General features: G+C 41.8%; 17 protein-coding genes. 6 read left to right on the top strand and 11 right to left on the bottom strand.

The features are described from left to right. The first annotated feature begins 24 nt into the window (after positions 1–24). The gene (locus ASG46_RS04140) at positions 25–1,206 is read left to right on the top strand and encodes an MFS transporter (protein WP_025206930.1); all 1,182 of its coding nucleotides are present in this window, start codon (positions 25–27) and stop codon (positions 1,204–1,206) included. 207 nt (positions 1,207–1,413) lie between these two features. On the opposite strand, the gene ASG46_RS04135 is transcribed toward ASG46_RS04140, so the two are convergent. Genes ASG46_RS04135 through ASG46_RS04125 form a run of 3 tightly spaced genes read right to left on the bottom strand, consistent with a single transcriptional unit; the run spans position 1,414 to position 3,074 of the window. Then, positions 1,414–2,232, bottom strand: coding sequence for a YihY/virulence factor BrkB family protein (locus ASG46_RS04135; RefSeq protein WP_046527357.1), 819 nt, complete (start codon positions 2,230–2,232; stop codon positions 1,414–1,416). Positions 2,233–2,250: 18 nt separating this feature from the next. Further along, the gene (locus tag ASG46_RS04130; protein ID WP_046527356.1) at positions 2,251–2,583 is read right to left on the bottom strand and encodes a hypothetical protein; all 333 of its coding nucleotides are present in this window, start codon (positions 2,581–2,583) and stop codon (positions 2,251–2,253) included. Between the two features lie 20 nt (positions 2,584–2,603). Then, positions 2,604–3,074: a low molecular weight protein-tyrosine-phosphatase gene (locus ASG46_RS04125; protein ID WP_056703327.1), complete on the bottom strand. Its 471-nt coding sequence runs from the start codon at positions 3,072–3,074 to the stop codon at positions 2,604–2,606. Between the two features lie 174 nt (positions 3,075–3,248). On the opposite strand from ASG46_RS04125, the gene ASG46_RS04115 reads away from it, so the two are divergent. Together ASG46_RS04115 and ASG46_RS04110 are read left to right on the top strand one after the other, a co-directional pair. Continuing rightward, entirely contained in the window at positions 3,249–4,604 is a 1,356-nt protein-coding gene (locus ASG46_RS04115) for an alanine/glycine:cation symporter family protein (RefSeq protein ID WP_056703324.1), read from the top strand. Positions 4,605–4,679: 75 nt separating this feature from the next. Next, complete coding sequence (locus ASG46_RS04110; protein ID WP_008341757.1) at positions 4,680–4,895, top strand: DUF1128 domain-containing protein; 216 nt, start codon at positions 4,680–4,682, stop codon at positions 4,893–4,895. Between the two features lie 107 nt (positions 4,896–5,002). On the opposite strand, the gene ASG46_RS04105 is transcribed toward ASG46_RS04110, so the two are convergent. Then, positions 5,003–5,521 carry a type 1 glutamine amidotransferase domain-containing protein gene (locus tag ASG46_RS04105; protein ID WP_007496591.1) on the bottom strand — a complete coding sequence of 173 codons (519 nt, stop codon included), beginning with the start codon at positions 5,519–5,521 and terminating at the stop codon, positions 5,003–5,005. 254 nt (positions 5,522–5,775) lie between these two features. Between ASG46_RS04105 and ASG46_RS04100 the strand changes: the two genes are divergently transcribed. Beyond that, complete coding sequence (locus tag ASG46_RS04100; RefSeq protein ID WP_056703320.1) at positions 5,776–10,056, top strand: multifunctional 2',3'-cyclic-nucleotide 2'-phosphodiesterase/3'-nucleotidase/5'-nucleotidase; 4,281 nt, start codon at positions 5,776–5,778, stop codon at positions 10,054–10,056. Between the two features lie 214 nt (positions 10,057–10,270). Here ASG46_RS04100 and ASG46_RS04095 read toward each other — a convergent pair whose 3' ends face one another. From ASG46_RS04095 to ASG46_RS04065, 7 genes are all read right to left on the bottom strand, one after another. Next, positions 10,271–10,705 carry a hypothetical protein gene (locus tag ASG46_RS04095; protein ID WP_056703316.1) on the bottom strand — a complete coding sequence of 145 codons (435 nt, stop codon included), beginning with the start codon at positions 10,703–10,705 and terminating at the stop codon, positions 10,271–10,273. A gap of 63 nt (positions 10,706–10,768) precedes the next feature. Further along, on the bottom strand, positions 10,769–11,485 hold the full coding sequence (gene treR / locus ASG46_RS04090; protein ID WP_017358787.1) for a trehalose operon repressor: 717 nt from the start codon (positions 11,483–11,485) through the stop codon (positions 10,769–10,771). 19 nt (positions 11,486–11,504) lie between these two features. After that, positions 11,505–13,205: an alpha,alpha-phosphotrehalase gene (treC, locus tag ASG46_RS04085; RefSeq protein ID WP_056703313.1), complete on the bottom strand. Its 1,701-nt coding sequence runs from the start codon at positions 13,203–13,205 to the stop codon at positions 11,505–11,507. A gap of 15 nt (positions 13,206–13,220) precedes the next feature. Beyond that, a complete protein-coding gene (treP, locus tag ASG46_RS04080; protein ID WP_008341760.1) occupies positions 13,221–14,654 on the bottom strand; it encodes a PTS system trehalose-specific EIIBC component in 1,434 nt (477 codons plus the stop codon). Positions 14,655–14,816: 162 nt separating this feature from the next. Then, the gene (locus tag ASG46_RS04075; RefSeq protein WP_056703310.1) at positions 14,817–15,203 is read right to left on the bottom strand and encodes a J-domain-containing protein; all 387 of its coding nucleotides are present in this window, start codon (positions 15,201–15,203) and stop codon (positions 14,817–14,819) included. Positions 15,204–15,285: 82 nt separating this feature from the next. Continuing rightward, on the bottom strand, positions 15,286–17,010 hold the full coding sequence (locus tag ASG46_RS04070; protein ID WP_056703309.1) for a methyl-accepting chemotaxis protein: 1,725 nt from the start codon (positions 17,008–17,010) through the stop codon (positions 15,286–15,288). 31 nt (positions 17,011–17,041) lie between these two features. Beyond that, positions 17,042–18,700, bottom strand: a complete 1,659-nt coding sequence (locus ASG46_RS04065; protein WP_056703306.1) for a pyridoxal phosphate-dependent decarboxylase family protein — start codon at positions 18,698–18,700, stop codon at positions 17,042–17,044. A 578-nt stretch (positions 18,701–19,278) separates the two neighbouring features. On the opposite strand from ASG46_RS04065, the gene ASG46_RS04055 reads away from it, so the two are divergent. After that, positions 19,279–21,261 carry an LTA synthase family protein gene (locus ASG46_RS04055; RefSeq protein ID WP_017358781.1) on the top strand — a complete coding sequence of 661 codons (1,983 nt, stop codon included), beginning with the start codon at positions 19,279–19,281 and terminating at the stop codon, positions 21,259–21,261. A gap of 101 nt (positions 21,262–21,362) precedes the next feature. Next, a complete protein-coding gene (locus ASG46_RS04050) occupies positions 21,363–21,950 on the top strand; it encodes a YjgB family protein (RefSeq protein ID WP_050827677.1) in 588 nt (195 codons plus the stop codon). The last annotated feature ends 119 nt before the right edge of the window (positions 21,951–22,069 follow it).

The raw sequence follows: 22,069 nt of genomic DNA, 5'->3' as shown, positions 1-22,069 counted from the left end.
GCATGAACTTGTAAGGAGCTTCTTATGTCGAGAATTCATTTTATGATTTTAATTTTACTTGTATCCGTATCTGGTTTTTCACAGGGAGCGTTACTGCCAGTTATTTCGATTATTTTCGAACATGCCGGCACTTCCCCGACGTTAAACGGACTGCATGCCACAGGCTTATATCTCGGCGTGCTGCTTGCGTCTCCTTTTATGGAAGCGCCGCTGCGCCGCTTCGGATTTAAACCATTGATCGTCATTGGGGGCGCTGCTGTCTTTTTAAGTTTATTTAGTTTTGTCTTTATTGAATCTTATGTCGTCTGGTTCTTCTTGCGGCTGATGATCGGCATCGGTGATCATATGCTTCATTTCTCCACACAGACGTGGGTAACCTATGCCTCTTCATCTAGAAATCGCGGGCGAAATATTTCATTGTATGGGTTATCCTTTGGACTCGGTTTTGCCGCTGGCCCTTTTTTAACACCACTCATTGAAATCAATCCATCCTTGCCGTTTATTGTGTCTGGTGCAGTTAGTTTGTGTATTTGGCTGCTTGTGTTTGTTTTAAAAAATACATATCCTGATACAGGTGAAATGCAGACGTCAGAGCAGACAAATAGTTTGAAGCGCTTCAAGAAGGCGTTTCAATTTGGCTGGGTAGCGTTTATGATGCCGTTTTGCTATGGCTTTTTAGAAACGACGCTCAATAGTAACTTCCCTGTGTATGCGCTGAGAAGCGGGGTGACGATAGATGCTGTTGCGTTTATTTTACCTGCGTTTGCGATTGGGAGTATTGTTTTTCAGCTTCCTCTCGGGATGCTGAGTGACCGTTTCGGCAGACGCCGCATGATTTTAGTTGTGACACTCGTCGGTTCATTCTTTTTCCTTTTAGCAGGGATTTTCATTCAGTCCGTTTTGGCTGTTGCGATCTGTTTCTTTATCGCAGGTATGGCTGTAGGTTCGACCTTCTCACTTGGCATCAGTTATATGACGGACTTATTGCCAAAGCATCTGCTGCCTGCTGGGAATTTGATGTGCGGGATGGCGTTTAGTGCAGGAAGTATTCTCGGTCCGGTTCTTGGCGGATTCTTTGTGCAGACGTTCGAGGGCATGAATTTACTTTACCTTGTCAGCATTGTGATTTTATTTGTGTTTTGTTGTGTTCGATTTGGAAAGACGCTGGCAGTGGTTGACACTCCAAACGAATCCATTTCTCATTAAAAACTCCTCTGCACCTATGCAGAGGAGTTTTTTCATCTAGTGATACCCATTTTGCCCATTCGCACTTCCGCTTGTTTTGTGCTTTGGCTGATGGCCTTTGTTTTGTTTTGTGTTGCTTCCGCCTTTTTTCGATTGTTTAGACATTCGGTATTCCCCCATCCGTCAAGATTGAACATGTTCGTTCTCCTTTAGGATGCCCGGATTTCTTCACACCTTGCCTGGTACGATTTTACGCTTATGTAAAAGCGCATTGAGCTCGCCGCCGAGGATGATCATAATGCCGGTTAAATAAAACCAGATCATTAATATAATGATTCCCCCAATGCTTCCGTACATCGCACTATAGTTAGCAAATTCGCCTACATAAAATGAGAACAGCATGCTGACAAGAATCCAGCCAACAGATGCAAATATGGCGCCTGGCAGCACAAATTTCAATTTCAGCCTGATGTTAGGGGCAAAATAATATAGGGATGTAAAAACAATCAGTAAAATTAGTGGACTAATAATCCATCTCATGGCGGTCCAAATGGTGAGAAACGCATCTGACTGCCCTACTAATTTGGCAACAAATAAGCCAAGTTCTTTTCCAAAGACTGGCAGCATCAAGGCAAAAATAATCGTAAGCACCATCGCAATGGTTAAGATAATCGATGTTAAACGTACGAGAATGAAGGAACGATTTTCCTCAACTTCGTAAGCGTGGTTAAATGCTCTGACCACCGCATTAATGCCGTTGGATGCAGACCAGAGTGCCGCAATAATCCCGAATGACAACAATCCGCCGTTACGGTTATTCAGCGTCTCTTCGGCAATGGATTCAATCATCGAAAGCGCTCCCTCTGGCGCATAACCAGAAATGACGCTTAGAACATCCTTTGATGTCAGCGGCAAATAACCAACAAGCGTCAGCACGAAGATGAGAAACGGAAATAATGAAAGCAAAAAGAAATACGCAAGTTCAGCTGATTTTGCCGGTCCTTCATGCAGCAAAAAGCGTTCAATTAACGCTTTAACAAAACCCATACGCCTCATCTCCAATGATCAATCTTTCTGTTTCTTTTGAAAGTGATCCTTTGTTTCTTCAAAAATCTCTAATACCTTTGGTGTTGTTTCCTTTAACTGATTCACCTGTTCATTCAGAAAAGACAAATCATCTGAGACCGTTCTCATCAATTGCTTCGTTTCTTCCATTTTTTCCTTCACGCAAGCAGACATCTTGCCAGGCTCTAGGCGGTATTCATCCAGCTTTTGCTGGCAGTCATTCCATTTTTCTTTCAGTGCAGTTCTTGTTGGACGATGAAATAATGTCAGCAATATGCCGCAGGCTGCGCCTATAACAGCTCCCCGAAGCACGATTTGTTTGTTCTCTTCCATCTCATCTGATCTCCTTTCAGTTAAAGGTGTTTCTCTTTTTTTACATACGTCAAAAAACGATCAATTCCTGTTTCAATTAAATCATGTACTTCCTCAAAGTTCCCAGTGTAATAAGGATCTGGCACATCGTCTCGATCGTCGTCTTCTACAAAGTCAAGAAGACGGCCAATAAAGTGATGTTTTCCATAGCCGGCTAAACTGCGGAGGGCGCCTACATTTTCAGCATCCATCGCAATGATATAGTCGTATGTGGTGATATCCTTATCCATGATTTGTCTTGCCTTCATTCCTTCATAGCTGATACCCTTTTCATCAAGCAGCTTTCGTGTTCCTTCATGCGGAGGACTGCCTTGATGCCAGCCGCCAATGCCTGCTGAATCAATCACAAAGTGTTCACTCAGCCCTTCGTCTTCAACTCGTTTTCTAAACATCGCCTCTGCCATCGGTGACCTGCAAATATTGCCGAGGCACACAAATAATACATGAATCATCCTTCATTCTCCTCCTATCTTTTCCCTAAGAGTCCCATTGGAAAACCTTTTCTCTATCATATCAAGCCCTTTTTCTTTTGGAAACTTTGCAAGAAAAACTCCCATCGGCATTGACAAATTACACAAAAAAAGGAGAAACTTTAGGAGAATTACACAAACAAAGGGGGACATTAGATGGGAATCATTGAGCAATTTGTCACGACGATGAACAATTTTTTGTGGGGGCCTCCCCTGTTGATTTTAATTGTTGGTACTGGAATCTACCTCACCTTTCGCGTTCTCTTCATTCAAATTAGATTACTTCCTTATTCTTTAAAGCTCGCTTTTTCAAAACAAGACAAAACATCAGAGGGAGATATCTCCCATTTCCAAGCATTAATGACGGCTCTTGCTGCAACTGTCGGTACAGGGAATATCGTCGGTGTTGCCTCAGCTGTCATTGCAGGTGGTCCTGGTGCAGTATTTTGGATGTGGTTTGCTGCATTTTTCGGGATGGCCACCAAGTTTGCAGAAGCTGTTCTGGCTGTAAAATACAGGGTCAAAAACGAAAAAGGCGAAATGTCTGGCGGACCTATGTATTATTTAGAGCATGGCTTAAAACAGAAATGGCTAGGGGTGCTATTTGCTGTTTTCGGTGCCAGTGCTGCCTTTGGGATCGGCAACCTGGTACAGTCTAATTCCATCTCAGGCGTCATGAATTCTACTTTTCAAATTCCAACATGGGTAACAGGTATCATCATTACCGCCTTTACGGCACTCGTGATTTTAGGCGGAATTAAAAGTATCGGCCGAGTGACGTCTATTTTTGTACCAGTCATGGCTTTATTTTACGTCATTTGCGGGCTCATCATTCTTGTCATGAATGCTGATCTTGTTCCTGGCGCAGTCAGTCTTATTTTCTCAGATGCCTTTACAGGTCAAGCCGTAGCAGGTGGTGCGATTGGAACCGTTATTCGCTGGGGTGTCGCACGAGGAGTCTTTTCCAATGAAGCAGGTCTTGGATCAGCACCAATTGCTGCTGCAGCTGCGAAAACGGATATGCCTGCCCGTCAAGCTCTCGTCTCTATGACGCAAGTGTTTATTGACACCATCATTGTTTGTTCTATCACTGGCATTACGATTGTCATGGCAGATATGTATTTAACAGAAAAAAGTGATGCGCTGACTTCGTTATCCTTTGCTCACTTCCTCGGTCCAGCTGGCTCAATCATCGTGGCAATCGGGTTGCTCCTGTTTGCCTATTCAACCATCATTGGCTGGTCCTATTATGGAGAGAAATGCTTTACATATTTGGCTAAGGATTCGTACGTCATGTATTACCGTATCGTGTTTGTGATAGCTGTCTTTTTCGGTGCCGTGTTTAAGAATGACTTCGTCTGGGGCGTAGCAGATATGCTCAATGGACTGATGGCCATTCCAAACTTAATTGGCCTCATCGGTTTATCAGGTGTTGTGGTGTTTGAATCCAAACGAATCATTGATAAGATCAAAGAGGAGAAAAAGGAAAAAAACATTTCAGTGTCGTCATAATAGCCCTTTTATTCTTTTGCTTTTCTGTTAAAATAGACATATTATTCGACACATGCAGGAAAGGACGTGCCGCCCTTGTCACAGCAAAAAGCGGCTGAAGTCAATCAGCTGATTGAAGACATTTCGCAAAAGCTCAATATGCTGAATATTGGAGTCATCAAAGCCGAAGACTTCAGTCCAGATAAGTATGAAGATATTGAATTTCTTCACCAAATGGTGATGAAAAAATCTTCATTCAGCCCAAGTGAAATGCAAGCCATTGCAAGCGAGCTGAAAAGCTTAAGAAAATAATCGTGCACCTGATATTGAATTGCGGTTGACGCCGCTTTCTTACATCCATGCACAGAAAAAGCCAGCACCTCGCAAGGTGCTGGCTTTGTTTATCCTGTCAAAACGACTTATTTGGCGAGCAGTTTTAATGATTCACGGTTAAATGCTGGAATGTCATCAGGTGTACGGCTTGTGACAAGCTGATCCTGACAAACGACGACTTCTTCATCTTTGAATTTAGCGCCTGCGTTTTCCATATCTACTTGAATGGATGTATAGCCGGTCGCGCCTCTTCCTTCCAGCGTCTTCGCTGTAATAAGCAATTGCGGTCCATGACAGATCGCAAATACTGGTTTTTTCTCGTCCATAAAGGCTTTTGTGAATTGCACGTAGCGATCATCCGCACGCAGAATGTCTGGTGAGAAGCCGCCAGGAATCAGAAGTGCATCGAAGTCTTCTGGTTTCACGTTATCGATAGACGCATCGACTCTTACTTCTGCCTCTCCTTGCTTTCCTTTCACTGTTTTTCCTTTTTCGTTTTCAATTACTGTGATCTCATGGCCTGCGTCTTTAAAGGCTTTTGCAGGCTCGGTGAATTCAACATCCTCAAAGTAATCTGTTAGGACAACTGCAATTTTCTTACCCATGTAGAAACCCTCCTGCTTGATTATCGTTTACACTACACACTATACCCCCGCCAATTGAAATCAAACATCCTATCCCTATGAGAAAACCCCCTTTCATAAAAATAAGCATTTAGACTCATTCGCATTCCCTTAACAAGGTAATTCGTATGATTTATGTTATCTTTACAATAATCTGCAAAAAATAACTACAAAAGTTAACGAAACATTTCTACAATAGGTATTGTGGTCAAAAAAATTAGAAAGGCGGAGATCAGGTGAAGAAGCAAGCACATAGGTCTAAACGAAGGAAAAACCTGTCTATTCTGCTCACTTCCATTATGTTGATTAGTCTCATTCTCCCAGCAGTACCTACTCATGCAGAAACAGAAAGCGGCAGCGCCGTAAAGGTCAGTATCTTAGCCACAACGGATGTTCATGCGAACATGATGAATTACGATTACTACAGCGACAAAGAAACAAATGAATTCGGTTTGGCAAAAACAGCCGAGCTGATTGACAAGCACCGTTCACAAAATCCCAATACACTCCTTGTTGATAACGGAGACCTGATTCAAGGAACCCCTCTTGGAGAATACGTTTATAAAAATGAAAAAGACAGCATCATCAATCAAACAAAGGTTCACCCCATTATTCATACACTCAACAAATTAAAATATGATGCAGGTACACTCGGCAATCATGAATTTAACTACGGTTTATCTTTTCTTGACGGTACCATTGCGGGCGCCAACTTCCCGATTGTCAATGCGAACGTCAAAAAGTTAAACGGAGAACACCGATTTACTCCTTATGTCATTCAGGATAAAACCTTTAAAGATGCAAACGGAGCCTCCCAAACTGTGAAAATCGGTTACATAGGATTCGTACCACCACAAATTATGACGTGGGATAAGAAACATTTAGATGGACAAGTTCAAGTGCAAGATATTGTGGATTCTGCCAATGAAACCATTCCAGAAATGAAAGCAAAAGGCGCAGATGTCATCGTCGCTCTTGCTCATACAGGAATTGAAAAAACAGCTTCACCTAAAGGATCAGAAAATATGATCTTTGACCTTGCCACAAAAACAAAAGGCATTGATGCGATTGTGTCTGGCCACCAGCATGGCACATTCCCAAGCGCTGAATATAGCGGCGTTGACAAATTTGATGTCGCAAAGGGAACCATTAATGGCATTCCTGTCGTCATGTCAAAAAACTGGGGAAGCTACCTCGGGGTCATTGATTTAACGCTAGAACCAGAGGGAAGCAACTGGAAAGTCACAGATGGAACAGGCAAAATCGAATCCGTTGCCGGGGTGACATCTCAAAACAGTACAGTGAAAAATGCCATTCAAACAACTCACCAAAACACCCTAGATTACGTCAGAAAGCCAGTTGGAAAAACAGAAGCAGACATTAACAGCTTTTTCGCTCAAGTGATGGATGACCCTTCTATTCAAATCGTGACAGATGCCCAGAAATGGTATGCACAAGAAAAAATGAAAGATACTTCGTACAAAAACTTGCCGATTCTCTCTGCGGGTGCGCCATTTAAAGCCGGCGGACGCAATGGTGTGAACTATTATACAAATATCGCAAAAGGTGATTTAGCGATTAAAAACATCGGCGATCTCTATCTTTACGATAACACCGTACAGATTGTAAAACTAAAAGGCAGTGAAGTAAAAGACTGGCTTGAAATGTCTGCAGGTCAGTTTAACCAAATTAAACCAAATACTTCAAATGAACAGCCTATTTTAAACGAAGAATACCGCTCATATAATTTTGATGTGATTGATGGTGTGACGTACCAAGTAGATGTCACACAGCCTGCTAAATACAGCACAACGGGCACACTTGTTAACGCTAGTGCGAACCGCATCAAAAACTTGTCTTACAACGGAAAACCCGTTTCTGACAATCAAGAATTTTTAGTCGTGACAAACAACTACCGTGCATCTGGCGGTGGAGACTTCCCGCACCTCACACAAGATAAAGTCGTGCTTGCCTCAGCAGATGAGAACCGCCAAGTGCTGATGGATTATATTATTGAACAAAAAACCATTAACCCAAGCGCAGATCAAAACTGGTCCATTGCACCAGTAAAAGGCGCAACAGTCACCTTTGAATCTTCTCTACTTGCAAAACCGTTCGCAGAGAAATCAAGCAGCGTCGACTTTATTCGGAATGCCAGCACAGACGGACTTGGTGTGTACAAGCTAGCGTTTAAAGATGATGGTACAACAGAACCACCTGCAACAGACAATTGGCATTTAACGGTGATGCATACAAACGATACACATGCCCATCTGGATGATGCAGCAAGACGCGCAACCAAGATCAAAGAAGTTCGCGCCCAAAGCGAAAACAATATTTTATTAGACGCTGGAGATGTCTTCTCTGGTGATCTCTATTTCACAAAATGGCAAGGACTTGCCGATCTGAAACTGATGAACTTAATGAAATACGATGCCATGACGTTTGGGAATCATGAATTTGACAAAGGTCCATCTGTCCTTCGTCAATTCCTGACAGGTGACGCATCCAGCGTAGATGCTAAAAACCGTCATCAATTTGAAAAACCGAACTTCCCGATCGTGTCATCAAACGTAGATGTCTCTAAAGAAAAACAGTTAAGCGACTTAGTGAAAAAACCAGCAACATTTAAAGCTGGTGAGAAAAAAGAAGCTGGCATTTACCCTTACATTCTGCTTGATGTAAATGGTGAAAAGGTCGCTGTATTCGGTCTCACCACTGAAGACACAGCCATTACATCCAGCAGTGGTCCTAACATTCAATTTCAAGATGCATACAAAAAAGCAAAAGAAACAGTCAAAACCATTCAAACTGAAGAAAAAATCAATAAAATTATTGCGCTCACACATATTGGCTATAACCGTGATCTAGAGCTGGCTCAAAAAGTAGATGGCATTGATCTCATCATTGGTGGTCACACCCACACCCTTGTTGAAAAATTAAAGGTCATCAATAAAAAAGAACCAACGATTGTTGCACAAGTAAAAGACTACGGACAATTTTTAGGAAAAGTAGACGTGGCCTTTGACAAAAAAGGCGTCGTACAGCCAAAAGAATCTACTTTTGACCTCATCACGATCGACGACTCTGTGAAAGAAGATGCGGACGCAAAATCGATTCTTGATCAGTACAAGGCAGATATCCAAGATTTAAAAACCGAAAAAGTCGGGACGTCAGACGTCTTCTTAGATGGACAGCGTGAACACGTCCGTACAAAGGAAACGAACCTTGGAAACTTTATTGCAGATGGCATGTTAAAGAAAGCACAAGAATCTGCTGGGGCTGACCTTGCCATTACAAACGGTGGCGGTATTCGAGGCAGCATTGAAAAAGGAGATATCACATTAGGGGATATTTTAACCGTGATGCCTTTTGGAAACACACTATATGTCGCAGATTTAAAAGGCAGTCAAATTAAAAAAGCGCTTGAACAAGGTCTTTCAGGCATTGAAGAAGGCGGAGGCGCATTCCCTCATGTAGCCGGTATTGAATATACGTTTACACTGAGTAAACCAGCTGGCAGTAGACTGATTGATGTCAAATTGAAAGATCAAAAGGGCAATCTGACTGACATTGATGATCAGAAAACATACCGCGTGGCGACTAACGCATTTGTCGGCACAGGCGGTGATGGCTACAGCGTCTTTACAGAAGCGTCTCATGGTGAAGACTTAGGCTATGTTGACTATGAAATTTTCAAAGAGCAAATTGAACAGGCAGACGGTCATATTTCTCCAGTCATCGACCATCGAGTGAAAGAAGTATTCCTTCCTCGCTTGAAAGGAAAAGGCGTCTATGACATTCAAGATGATGAGAAATTCCAAACGTATGTGCAGCATACGAACAAAGCATTGCTCTATTTAGACAAAGCAACCGAAGCGAAAAAGGTTCAATTGTCTCTATCAAAAGGGCAAGTAGCTGAATTGAAGAAACGAGAGCAAGATCCAAACGTCACCATCTATCATGACAAAGTCGGTCTAGCATTACCGCTCTCCAATTTGTCAGAGCAACATGCAGATATATCGATGGCAAAAACAAATAAGGTGAAAAACGCATTAACCGACACATACGATTTCCAAATCAAACAAGATCAGAAAAATGTGTCTACCTTTAAAGATCCCGTCACACTGTTCTTTACATTAGATGCGCCTGAAAAAGCGAAAAAACCAGGTGTCTATTATGTCGATCGTGAGAAAAACCGCTATGCCAAAACAAGTAACGGTTCATTCGAAAACGGGATTGTCTCAGGTAAAACGGAGCACTTTAGTGAATACACCGTACTCAATCAAAGTGAAGCTGCTGGAACAGCTCCAGACCAAAATGGCGGAGACGGTGGAACTTCTGCTCCAGGCGGTTCGGATCCAAGTCAGGATGGAAGCGGCATGCCAGGCGGCACACTGCCGAATACCGCAACGATGATGTATACAGCGGTATTAATTGGCTTGCTCATGCTCGCCTCAGGCGGTATCCTTTATTACTACCAGCGCAAGCGCACACGAAACAAAGTATCATCTTAATAGAAAAGGACAGAGCATTTGCTCTGTCCTTTCAGATTGAAGACAAAGGGCTAAAATGGACTTGATTTTAGCCCTTTGTCTTTTTTTCAGCGTGATAGAAAACCTTTGCAGTCTAGGAAAGTCGAGCACCGGAGCACAGATTTGACAACGAATGCGAGGGTTTGTCTACACGCTGGGGACAGAGCTTCGGCTCTGTCCTTTTTCCATCTCACTATCAATCTTGGGATAAATACATCCAATTACGGTCATCAAATTCTTTCACATCATCTGACCCTATATGACGCAGCATTCTATTAAAGAACGTGATATCATCTTCATCATCAACGGCATATAAATCCTTTTGAACATATTCTCTCGTAATGAAATTCGTTAAGTTCGTGTTATTCACAAATTCAGCAAAGTACGATTTCACAAGGGCTAAATCTTCTTCATTTAATGTTTCATCACTGATAATTGAAATATGAAATACATTCAAAATCGCTTGAATGTCTTCTTCATCCATATAACATAATGGCTCTAATTTTCTATCTTCTTCCGTAAACGGTTTTCGCGTGTCTTCAATGATGACATAACATAAAATCCTGTGATCTTTCATCACGCTAAAAATTTCTAAATCTCGTAATTTTAATGGTCTATTCAGTCTGATCATTTGTCCTCCTAGAATGTTGCTCTTGTTTCCCTACAACCTGAAATAGACAGAGCTTGGCCCTGTCTACTTCTCTCTTCTAGCAAAATCCACGAATCTGAAACGATCTAGCCGGTGGCGGCTTTCTGTGTATTGGAATAGACTCGTATCCTCCAAGAACACATAATTTTTCACCACCACCACATGATCAAACCCGTTCAAATCGAGATACCTCTCATCTTCTTCAGTACATGGCTCGACCACAAATTCCTTTTGAGCGTAACTAATCGAGACCCCAAGTTCTCCTTCAATATACTCGTAGATCGATCCTTCACAAATGTCCTTAGACAAGAACGGCACATGTTTTTGCAAGAAGTAATCTTTGTCTAAAATGACTTCTTCTCCGCTAATATTGCGAGAGCGAATGACTTCCCAAACGTCCTCCTGCCCACTGATTTTCAGCTGAGACTGAATATACTGATCTGGCTTGATTAAACCGAACTCATGAACCGTTGTTACCGTCTTTCGCCCAAGCGTTTGGGAAAGCTCTTTAAAGCTGACAAGACCCGAAACTGGGAACTGCATTTTCTCCCGATTCAGCAATACTGAGCCTTTCCCACGAATTTTTTGGATATAGCCATTTTGCACAAGGATGTTTAATGCCTTTCTCACCGTCTCACGGGATGTGTCATACATGACAGACAGCTCATGTTCTGATGGGAGGATGCCTTTATCCTGCCATTCACCTTGTTCAATTCGTCTAGCGAGCTGATCATAAATCACTCGAAACTTATTCTCTTTCATTTTCCCTCCGCCCCATTTACTAGCGTTTGGTTAAATGATAAACGATTGACTCATATGGGCGCAACGTAAATCCCTTGATATCTGCCGGCACATCCTCATAATTGGACAACAGGACTTGCCCTTCCATTTCATTGACATCCTTTGCAAGCTCATCTGGAAGTGTAAAGTCCGTCTCGCCTGCATAAAAATGGTTGATCACGAGGATCTTCTCATCTTTGCCTTCTCGGACATACGTAAACACCTTTGGATCATCTGAAAGCAGTAAAGTAAAGCTCCCATAGGTGATTACATCAAGTTCTTTGCGAAGTCTACAAAGGGCTTGATAATGATAAAAAATCGACGTCTCATCTTTTAAGGCAGCTTCTACTGAAATGCCGTTTTGAGCTGGTTCAATCCAAGGCGTACCTTTTGAGAACCCCACATTTTTTTCCGACGTCCATTGCATAGGTGTCCTTGCGTTATCTCTTGATTTGACCTGTAAAATCGCCAAAGCTTCTTCCTTTGTTTTCCCTTTTTCAAGCATGACTTCGTACATATTCAGTGATTCGATATCGCGGTATGACGAAATGTCCTCAAAACGAGGATTCTTCATCCCAATTTCTTCACCTTGATAAATATAAGGAGTGCCTTGCATCAAATGAATGGTGGTCGCCAGCATCTTCGCTGATTGCTGATGGTACGTGCCATCATCACCGTATCTAGACACGATGCGTGGCTGATCATGGTTGCACCAAAATAATGCGTTCCAGCCGCCGCCCTCATGCATTTTCGTCTGCCATTCTGACAGAATTGATTTCAACTCTAGAAAATCAAATGGCGCAATGGCCCACTTTTCACCGTTAGGATAGTCAACTTTTAAATGATGAAAATTAAACGTCATATCCAGCTCCTGCCGATCAGGTCTTGTATACCGAATGCAGTCTGCAATATTCGTTGAAGACATTTCCCCCACGGTCATGCTATCGTATTTCGAAAACACTTCCTGGTTCATTTCATGCAAGAATTCATGAATTCTCGGCCCATCTGTATAGTACATACGCCCGTCACCTTGCACTGATTGCCCAGCATCATCTAAAAAGCGTTGATCCTTTGAAATGTTATTGATGACATCCAGTCTGAATCCATCGATCCCTTTTTCAAACCAAAAGTGCATGATGTCATATACTTGCCTGCGCACTTCATCATGTTCCCAATTGAGGTCTGCCTGGGTAACATCATATAAATGAAGATAATAGTCACCTGTCGCTTCATCTAATTCCCACGCTGGCCCGCCAAACTTAGACTGCCAGTCATTCGGAGGAGAGCCGTCCGCTTTCGGCTCCTTCCAAATATAATAGTCTCGATACGGGTTTTCCTTCGACTCTCGGGAGGCTTGAAACCACTCATGGAAAATAGATGTATGGTTCACAGCGAGATCCATGATGACACGAATCCCTCGTTCATGTGCTTCTTTCAGCATGTGCTCAAAATCGGCCATTGTGCCGTACATGTCATGGATTTTTGTATAATCACTAATATCATAACCGTTGTCATACTGTGGTGACTCATACATAGGGGTCAGCCAAATACAATCCGCCCCTAGCTCTTTGATATAGTCGAGCTTTTTCGTCACACCATTGATATCACCTGTACCAGAGCCTGTTGTGTCTAAAAAGCTCTTCGGATAGATTTGATAGACCACGGCTTTTTTCCACCACGGTTCGTTTGTTTGTTGATTCAATTTCCTTCACCACCACTAGTTAAGTTCTTGTGATACATCCTTCTTCTTAAGTTTTGCATATAAAAGGGTACCAATGAATGGGACGATCAGCACAATCACCATTCCGATGGCAAATGCCCCCCAATATTTCGGAATGATCGAGAAGATTCCTGGAATGCCTCCAACGCCGACTGAACTTGCCAGTACCCCTTGTGAGGCAATAAACATACCAGCTATCCCTGAACTGATCAGAGCAAAAATAAACGGGAATCTATAGCGCAAGTTCACCCCAAACATCGCCGGTTCAGTAATACCCAAGTAAGCAGAAATACTTGATGTCAGGGAGAGCCCTTTTTGCTTTTCATCTTTTAAGACAAACATCATCGCAAGTGCCGCTGATCCTTGAGCAATATTAGATAGTGCGAGCATTGGCCATAGGAACGTGCCGTGCAGTTTTGAGTTAATCAGCTGAATATCGACAGCTAGGAACGTATGGTGCATGCCTGTAATGACTAACGCTGCATATAATCCGCCATATAAAAGGCCGCCAAGTGCTGCGAATTGCTGGAATACAGTGACGAGTCCAGATGTTAATACGTTTCCGATCGCAAATGTAACGGGACCAATGACGATAAATGATAAAAATCCAATGAGTAGTAATGTAATTGGTGCAACAACTAACAGCTGAATACTTTCAGGTGTCCTTTTTGTTATAAATAATTCGAGCTTTGCGAGTAAATAGGAAGCGACAAGTATCGGAAGAACCTGTCCTTGGTAACCTACCTTTTGTACTTCAAGTCCAAACAAATTCCAGACAGGAATGTCACCTGTCTTTTCCGCCGCTCCATATCCCCACGCATTCAACAGATCTGGATGTACAAGCATCAGTCCAAGGACCATCCCTAAAAGTGGATTACCTCCAAACCGCTTGACAGCCGACCAGCCGATTAATGCTGGCAAAAAGGTAAAGGCAGTGCCTGCAATCAAGTTGATCATATTTGCTAAATCTGCCCATGCCGGATACACATCCACAATGGATTTTTGATCAAAGAAAATATCAGGAGCTGTTAAAATATTATTAATCCCCATCAATAAACCAGCTGTCACGATAGCTGGAAGGATTGGAATGAAGATATCTGCAAGCGTTTTCACCGCACGCTGAAGTGGGTTTAATTTCTGATCAGAGGCACGCTTGACGTCTTCTTTTGTCGCTTCGCCGATTCCCGTCTGTTTGACCATTTCGGCATAAACCCGATTAACCACTCCTTGACCAATGACCACTTGGTATTGGCCATTCGCTGAGAAAGATCCCTTCACTTCATCAATTTGTTCTAGTGCTTTCTCATCCACCTTACCTTCATCTTTTAGCACAAAACGAAGTCTTGTCACACAATGTGTGGCTTGATCAATGTTTTCTTTCCCACCAATGGCTTTTACAATCTGATCTGCCGCTGTCTGATAATCAGCCATGCTATCCCCTCCGAGACCGTTTTTTTATAAGAAAAAAGAATCAAAACTTGTATATACATGTTCACCTCATATTTTATATTTGTATATACATGTAGTCAATAAGAAAATGTAGCGCTTTCATAAAAAAAGCTCCCTCAATGTGCTCAGAGAGGCAGCGTGTCATCATCTTTTTTTATGCTCCGTTAGTTTTTCGTAGACCCTATTCTTATAAAAGGAGGAGGCTGGTCGAGCAAACGTTTGGCGCTTGGATGTGAGTTCATCGAGGCGTTTTTGTTTTTCCTCACATACGAGAGAGAGTTTTTTTCTTTCTTCTCCATCTATACTCGTTTTCAGTAACTCTTTGACCGTCATTAGTTCTTTTTTCAAAGCGGTTTCTTCCCCGGCAAAGCCAGCATTTTTCATGATTCGATAGCCCATCCTCAGCTCTTCTGGCACATGAGCAGCAGCATCCTTTGGCAGAGGTTTCCCAAAGCCTGCTAGTCCTTCAAAAGCTCCATGGTCCATCGCCTTTTTGATCCGTTCTTCTGACAATCTCTGCGCAAAATCCATGACACGTCTCCTTTCAGATCGTCTGATATTTTGGTTAAGCATAGCAAAAAAGCTGACTCTCTCACAAGAGCCAGCTTTCTCGTTATTTTTTGTCGATTTTAAAAGTAGATACCATTTGTGCCAAGTCCTCTGACATGTCAGAAAGCTGTTCAATCGCACTTGAAATTTGCTGCATGCCAGCACTTTGTTGTTCTGTTGCTGCCGCTACTTCTTGAGAGCTTGCCGCATGTTCTTCTGACACGACCGAAATTTGTTCAATCGATGTAGAAATTGTTTGATATGCTCGTTCTACCTGCTGAATAGATTGAAGCAAATTGTTCGTTCTGCTTGCAAATTGAGACACTCCATCATAAATACCAGCGAAGTTCTGCGAGCTGCCTTTCATTTGCTCACGGCCTTCTTCCACTGCTTTACTGCTTTCCTCCACGCTTTCAAGGACACGCTGACTATTTTCCTGTGTGCCAATGACTAAGTCTGAGACCGTTTTAGCTGCATCAGCTGACTGTTCAGCTAACTTACGGACTTCATCAGCCACAACAGCAAATCCTTTTCCTTCTTCTCCTACACGTGCGGCTTCAATAGAAGCATTCAGTGCAAGCAGGTTCGTTTGCGCTGAAATGTCCGTAATAATGGAGATGACACTTTCAATTTCTGTTGAATGTGATTGCAATTCTTCTGCCGCTTGCTTGGAGCTTGTCATCATGTCGTGTAACATGTTGAGATGTTCAAGCACATGCTGCACCAATTTTTGACCAGATTCTGACTGCTCTTGTACTTTTGATGAAACAGATTTCATTTCATCCACTTCTTTTGTCACGCCTTCGATTTGAGTATCGATTTCCGCAACAGATGTTGTGCAGTCTGTAATGTTTGCGACTGAATCATTGATTCCTTCACTCATATTCGTCATCGCTTCTGACACTTGTTGTGCACTTTGACTAGATTCCGTTGTCACTGTGCGAAGTTGTGAAGACATTTTCGACACTTCACTTGATGAGTTTGAGATCTTTCCAATAAGCTCTTTGATCCGTCCCTGCATTTTCTGGAAGGAAGCCGCTAATTGACCGATCTCATCTTGACTTTGAACTTCTACTATGCCAGTTAAATCACCATCTGCAATTCGATCCGCTGATTCCATTAATGAACGTGCTGGTTTTGCAATTCTTCTTCCCATGATGAATGAGAAGAGTAGGCCGAAGATGAGCACAATGGCAGATGCTACTGTGATATAAATTGTCAGCTTTTTCGTTGTTTCTGGAACAACAGACGCATCTAAGTCGATTCCTAAAATCCCCGTGAGCTCACCGCCTGAATCTTTAATTGGTAAAAAGACGGATTTATGAGTCCCATACGAATCAACGTAAATATCACTTTTGACCATTTTATCTTCAGAAAGAGCTTGTTTCATTTCATCTGAAAAGACATAATCTTGATCAAAATCATTGTCTTGCCCTGTTAGTACGATGATTCTTTCTTTGCCGTCCTTATTTGATAACACGTATAAGTTCTCAAGCGTATGATCTTTTTGTAGCTCTGTGAATTTCTTTTTGATCTCCACATAAATGGGATCATCCTTCCCGCTAATGCTAAGGACATTTCCATCAATATTATCGATTTCTTTTTTCGCTGTATCAATATCTGTTGTTAATCGATAATCAAATTGCTTTAATAATTGGGAAGATAAATCCTGGCTAACTAAATAAAATGTTAGAACGAATAATGCAACGGTTGCGAGTAATGTTACGACAACGACTGACATGATTTTGGAGGATATCGTAAGTCCTCCAAACTTCCTTTGTTTCGCCATTTTTTTCTACATCTCCACTCTCAATTTTAATTTAAGCCTCTACACTTTCAAATTGTCCACAAACAGATGCAATGACATCTTTTAAATAAGATACGATATGAGGGATATGCTCCGGTAACGTATAAGGTGAAATCACAAAAAATTTACTCACACTTAGATAGAATTCTTGACCTTCTTTGGCATTGACTTGTAAAAACTTCGTTGTATCACCAAAGAACATTTCGTCTCTTTTCTCTCCAAGCTTTTCAAAGAGGATTTTGTTCAAATCATTGTTGCGCTCAATTTCCATAGCAGTTGCTTCTCCAGATATTTCTTCCTTAAAACGAGGAGAGCCGTCTAGGTAAATTCTAAACAATGTAGCCATTCCGACATTGTCATCATTGACGACTTCTGCTTGTGGAATTTCCTGACGAAGTGCTTCTCTAAATGCAAGGTTCACCTCTAAAAATTGACCGAGCAAGCGCTGGTATCCTTCAATTCCAAACGTTAGCAGCACACTTAGCATGCTGATGGAGCTTCCCATTCTTGAGCATTCCAGTGTATAACCCGTATGATATTCGCCGTAGCCTCTATGACCAACGTATGGTGTCTCTTGTTCTTCCAGATCTAAACGCTTTAAGTCAGCAGCGTTTTTCACTAAGAATAAACTAGATGTGTATGGTGTTTGTCCGAGTTTTTGAAAGTCAAAACACATCGTGTCAGCAAGAGAAAGATGCTGGAATTTCGCTTTGATTTCTTTTAGCATACGAAGAACACCGTCTGAGAATTGCAGCGGGTTTTCAGATACATCATACTCATTAAAGAAAGCAAAGAATCCACCAAGCGCCGAATCTGCATGAATATGCGGCACCTTGAGACCATACTTCTCAGCAATGGCTTCTGCCGTTTCACGCACCCCTTTTACATCATCAATTGCAATGGCATCTGTTGTTCCGGTTGTTGCCACAATATAAACGGGAATTCCGCCATTTTGGGCAACACGTTCCATTTGACAACGCAAATCTTCCATATCCATCGAATGATCTTTATTCGTCTTAATTCTGATTAAGTTGTCTGTGCCAATCCCTGTTGCTTCCATTGACTTAAATAAGCTGTAATGTGCTGCATCAGAACAAAACGCATAAAGATTTTGCGGGACGCCTTTTCGTAATGACTCCGGTGCAACTTTCGCAATCGCTAAACGAAGCCCCGAGAAAATAGCCCCTTGACCTCCCCATGTTGTGTAGCCCCCGCTCACATTTGGATCATATCCGATGAGCTTAGACATCATTGAGACCACTCTGACCTCAGCTTCCGCACCTGCTGGTCCATACACATCCCAAAGGTTGTTTCCGTTAACCAGCATAGCCGTCAGCATGCCTAGAATTCCTGGTGTACTTGCCATTGGCAAAATGTTCGTGAAGAAATACTTCGTGTGGTATGGATGATTATGTAAAAGCTTCAGTAATTCTTCATTCACAAGTTCCGCTTGTTGTCCGTTCATCGGAATTTGACTTGTTTCAGTGAGCTTTTTGTAAAAGTCCTCCTCGCGATTCTTTTCACCTTTTAGGTGAGCACGGTTCGGATCCTTCAGGTCATCGACCCCTGAAATGATCTGTTCCATTAATTTAATGAGTTCTTTCCGCTCTTCTGCATTTCCGTCCTCACTCGGAAACCAGTTCTGAACGAGGTTCTGTACTCGTACAGTCATATACTATCAATCCTTTCAATGGAAGATTTCCTGTCACTGTCTATATCGACCCCGTTTCAAAAGTTTATAGTGTCGAACTGTTCACTTAAGTATATTTAGATAATTTGTTCGCTCGTCAAAACGAATAAAACCCTTACACTACACATCAAAACCTTTATGTTTATGAAGCAATAAAATATATCAATATATTTTCATGAAGGAATTATTATCCAGTGATTTCATCCATTCATTCCCTCATTTTTTTTACTTAACCTGCATAAACATTAATAAACACTGGAAATCCGCCTAAAAGCACCATTGTAGAAATCAAATTAATTCTTTAGACTTGTGTCTTTTTACCTGTTTTATTGATATAGCAACAGGAAAATACCAGAATTTTCTGTCAATAATAGGATGAATTTCATAAAAAGTTTTTCGAAGATCGAACATTTCCGATGTCTTCCCATTTTTAGCGCGGACAGGCTGCTTTACCGGCTCACCAGTTATGACTTTTCTATTTGTGCTTTTCATGGTATATTCTAATGGTTCGTTTTCTTTCGTTCCGCCTCTTCCGTTTAACGGAGAAAAGGAGTGTTTAAATGAAAACATTTATTCAAAAAAGGGGCCTCGGCTTCTTTGTAATTGCAGCCATCTTGTTATGGCTCAAGACGTATACAGCTTATTTAATCGAATTTAAACTTGGTATATCAAATGTGCTTCAGCATATTTTGCTTTTTGTGAATCCTATTAGCTCCAGCTTGTTCTTTCTTGGCTTTGCTTTATTGTTCAAGAAAAAATGGCAGCCTGCCGCTATCATTGTGATTCACTTTTTCATGTCTTTTTTACTTTACGCAAACATTGTGTACTATCGATTCTTCAATGACTTTATCACGCTGCCTACAGTGATGCAGGCAGGAACGAATGGCGGACAATTAGGTGATAGTGCATTTTCACTCATGCGTTGGACTGATATGTTTTACTTTCTCGATACCATCATCTTGATCGTACTCGCAGTCCGCATGAAAAGACAGCAGCAAACAAGTACAGCAACTGTACCTGTTCAAAAAACAAAATCGTTTAGACTCGTTCTTGTGTCCTCTGTTCTGATCTTTGTTGTCAACTTAATCGCAGCAGAAATTGATCGCCCAGAGCTTTTATCAAGATCGTTCGACCGCAATTATTTAGTCAAATACTTGGGTGCTTATAATTTTACGGTGTTTGATGCCATTCAAAATGTGAAATCAAACAGCCAGCGTGCCCTGGCAAATTCAAGTGACGTAACAGATGTAGAGAATTATCTAAAGGCGAACAGCGCTGATCCAAACCCGGCTTATTACGGGAAAGCGAAAGGCATGAACGTCATTACGATTTCTCTTGAATCACTGCAAAACTTTGTCATTGATTACAAGGTGAATGGAAAAGAGGTCACTCCTTTCCTCAATTCATTAGCCCATGACAACAAAACGTTTTATTTTGATAACTTCTTCCATCAAACAGGACAAGGAAAGACATCTGATGCGGAATTTATGATGGATACGGGGCTTTTCCCATTATCACAAGGCTCTGTGTTTATTAACAAAGCTCAAAACACATATCAGGCGCTTCCTGGCATTTTGAAAAAGGACCAATACACGTCCGCTGAATTCCACGGAAATACGAAAACGTTCTGGAACCGGAATGAAATGTTTAAGTCCTTTGGATATGACAGATTTTACGATTCTGAGTACTACGATATGAATGAACAAGATACGAAGAACTATGGATTGAAAGACAAACCGTTCTTCAAAGAATCCATGCCAATGCTTGAAAATCTAAAACAGCCGTTTTATTCGAAATTCATTACGCTGTCAAACCACTTCCCATTTGGTATGGATGAAGGTGATACCGATTTTGAACCTGGCGACTTCGGAGACTCCGTCGTTGATAACTACTTCCAATCTGCTCATTATTTAGATGAAGCCATTGAACAGTTCTTTAATGACTTGAAGAAATCCGGTCTCTATGACAATACCGTCGTCATTATGTACGGTGACCATTACGGCATTTCAGAAAACCATAATGAAGCGATGGAAAAAGTGACTGGCGAAAAAATTGGAGACTATGAAAATGCCCAGCTTATGCGTGTGCCGCTCTTTATCCATGTGCCAGGCGTAAAAGGCGGACAGATTCATAAATACTCTGGTGAAGTGGATGTTGCGCCTACCCTTCTCCACCTGCTCGGAGATGATACAAAGAACTATTTAATGTCTGGTTCTGATATCTTATCGAAGAACTTTAAAGAGCTTGTGCCATTTAGAAATGGAGACTTCGTGTCTAAGGACTACACGAAAGTAGGCAACAACTATTACAGCAACAAAACAGGTGAAAAAATCGAGCCGACTGAAAAGGCATCACAAGAAAACGAAACGGTGAAAAAGATGCTAGAGACATCTGATAAGATTGTCACGGAAGATTTACTCCGTTTCTACAAACCTAAAGGCTTTACACCAATTGAGCGAAATGATTATGACTACACAAAGAAAGTACAGGATGAAAAAGATTCCTCTTCCGCCAAAGATGAATCCAGCTCGTCTTCCAAATAACTTTCTCATTTAAAGCCCCAGCCGATCCAAGATCAGCTGGGGCTTTTTACGTTTGATCCGCATGACACCGGGTATAGGTGAAGAAGGAGGGATTATTGATCATGAAAAAAACAGCAGCATTTCTCGTGACCGCTTCACTCGCTTCTTCCACCTTATTTGCTTTCAGCCCGGCGATTTCAGCGCACGCCCTGACCCAAACGCAGGCAGAACAATCCATTCCTCAAGGTCCGAAAGCAGCACTAAACAGCATTTATCAGCTGGCGCATAAAGGACAAATGCCATACTATGCAGAAGGACTCAAAATAGGGGTTCAAACAAAAAAAGACGTACGGCATAAATTAGGACAGCCTTATCCAGCAACAGATCAAAGCGGCTTTGATTTGTATCATGCTGAGATGGGCAACCCTGGATTTGCTTTTCACTATGACAAAAAAGGCAAGATTAACGAAATCCGTTATTTTGGAACAAATGTAGAAAAAGAAACGAATATCGGAGGAATGACTCCTTCCCTATTAAAGAAACAGCTTGGATCAGCAGATTCAGTCAGCACCATCCCGCAAACAAAAGAGAAAAAATACGTTTATCAGACCGGTAATTATGAGCTCGAATTTATCGTCGGACATGATCCAGATATCAGTCAGCACGAGCTGACTGTGGTGCATATTAACCTCATCAAAGCCGGTTCCTAAATAAAAAGCATCCTGAGTTTTGGGACTGACCCCCGTTTTTGAGACAGGGATCAAAACACCTTTATACAGCCAATTGCCGATAGTTTATCGGTGATTGGTTGTTTAGTTTCGTTTGAATA

The organism is Bacillus sp. Leaf49, from assembly GCF_001426125.1.
In the GTDB taxonomy this organism is placed as follows: domain Bacteria; phylum Bacillota; class Bacilli; order Bacillales; family Bacillaceae; genus Bacillus; species Bacillus altitudinis.
The sequence above is the reverse complement of the archived record's forward strand: the minus strand, read 5'-3'. Positions and strand labels throughout refer to the sequence as shown.

Bases quoted from the DNA above. Each gene is read 5' to 3' on its own strand.
- ASG46_RS04140 (WP_025206930.1), top strand. From the start codon at position 25: ATGTCGAGAATTCATTTTATGATTTTAATTTTACTTGTATCCGTATCT.
- ASG46_RS04135 (WP_046527357.1), bottom strand. From the start codon at position 2,232: ATGGGTTTTGTTAAAGCGTTAATTGAACGCTTTTTGCTGCATGAAGGA.
- ASG46_RS04130 (WP_046527356.1), bottom strand. From the start codon at position 2,583: ATGGAAGAGAACAAACAAATCGTGCTTCGGGGAGCTGTTATAGGCGCA.
- ASG46_RS04125 (WP_056703327.1), bottom strand. From the start codon at position 3,074: ATGATTCATGTATTATTTGTGTGCCTCGGCAATATTTGCAGGTCACCG.
- ASG46_RS04115 (WP_056703324.1), top strand. From the start codon at position 3,249: ATGGGAATCATTGAGCAATTTGTCACGACGATGAACAATTTTTTGTGG.
- ASG46_RS04105 (WP_007496591.1), bottom strand. From the start codon at position 5,521: ATGGGTAAGAAAATTGCAGTTGTCCTAACAGATTACTTTGAGGATGTT.
- ASG46_RS04095 (WP_056703316.1), bottom strand. From the start codon at position 10,705: ATGATCAGACTGAATAGACCATTAAAATTACGAGATTTAGAAATTTTT.
- treR (WP_017358787.1), bottom strand. From the start codon at position 11,485: ATGAAAGAGAATAAGTTTCGAGTGATTTATGATCAGCTCGCTAGACGA.
- treP (WP_008341760.1), bottom strand. From the start codon at position 14,654: ATGGCTGATTATCAGACAGCGGCAGATCAGATTGTAAAAGCCATTGGT.
- ASG46_RS04075 (WP_056703310.1), bottom strand. From the start codon at position 15,203: ATGGATTTTGCGCAGAGATTGTCAGAAGAACGGATCAAAAAGGCGATG.
- ASG46_RS04070 (WP_056703309.1), bottom strand. From the start codon at position 17,010: ATGGCGAAACAAAGGAAGTTTGGAGGACTTACGATATCCTCCAAAATC.
- ASG46_RS04065 (WP_056703306.1), bottom strand. From the start codon at position 18,700: ATGACTGTACGAGTACAGAACCTCGTTCAGAACTGGTTTCCGAGTGAG.
- ASG46_RS04055 (WP_017358781.1), top strand. From the start codon at position 19,279: ATGAAAACATTTATTCAAAAAAGGGGCCTCGGCTTCTTTGTAATTGCA.
- ASG46_RS04050 (WP_050827677.1), top strand. From the start codon at position 21,363: ATGAAAAAAACAGCAGCATTTCTCGTGACCGCTTCACTCGCTTCTTCC.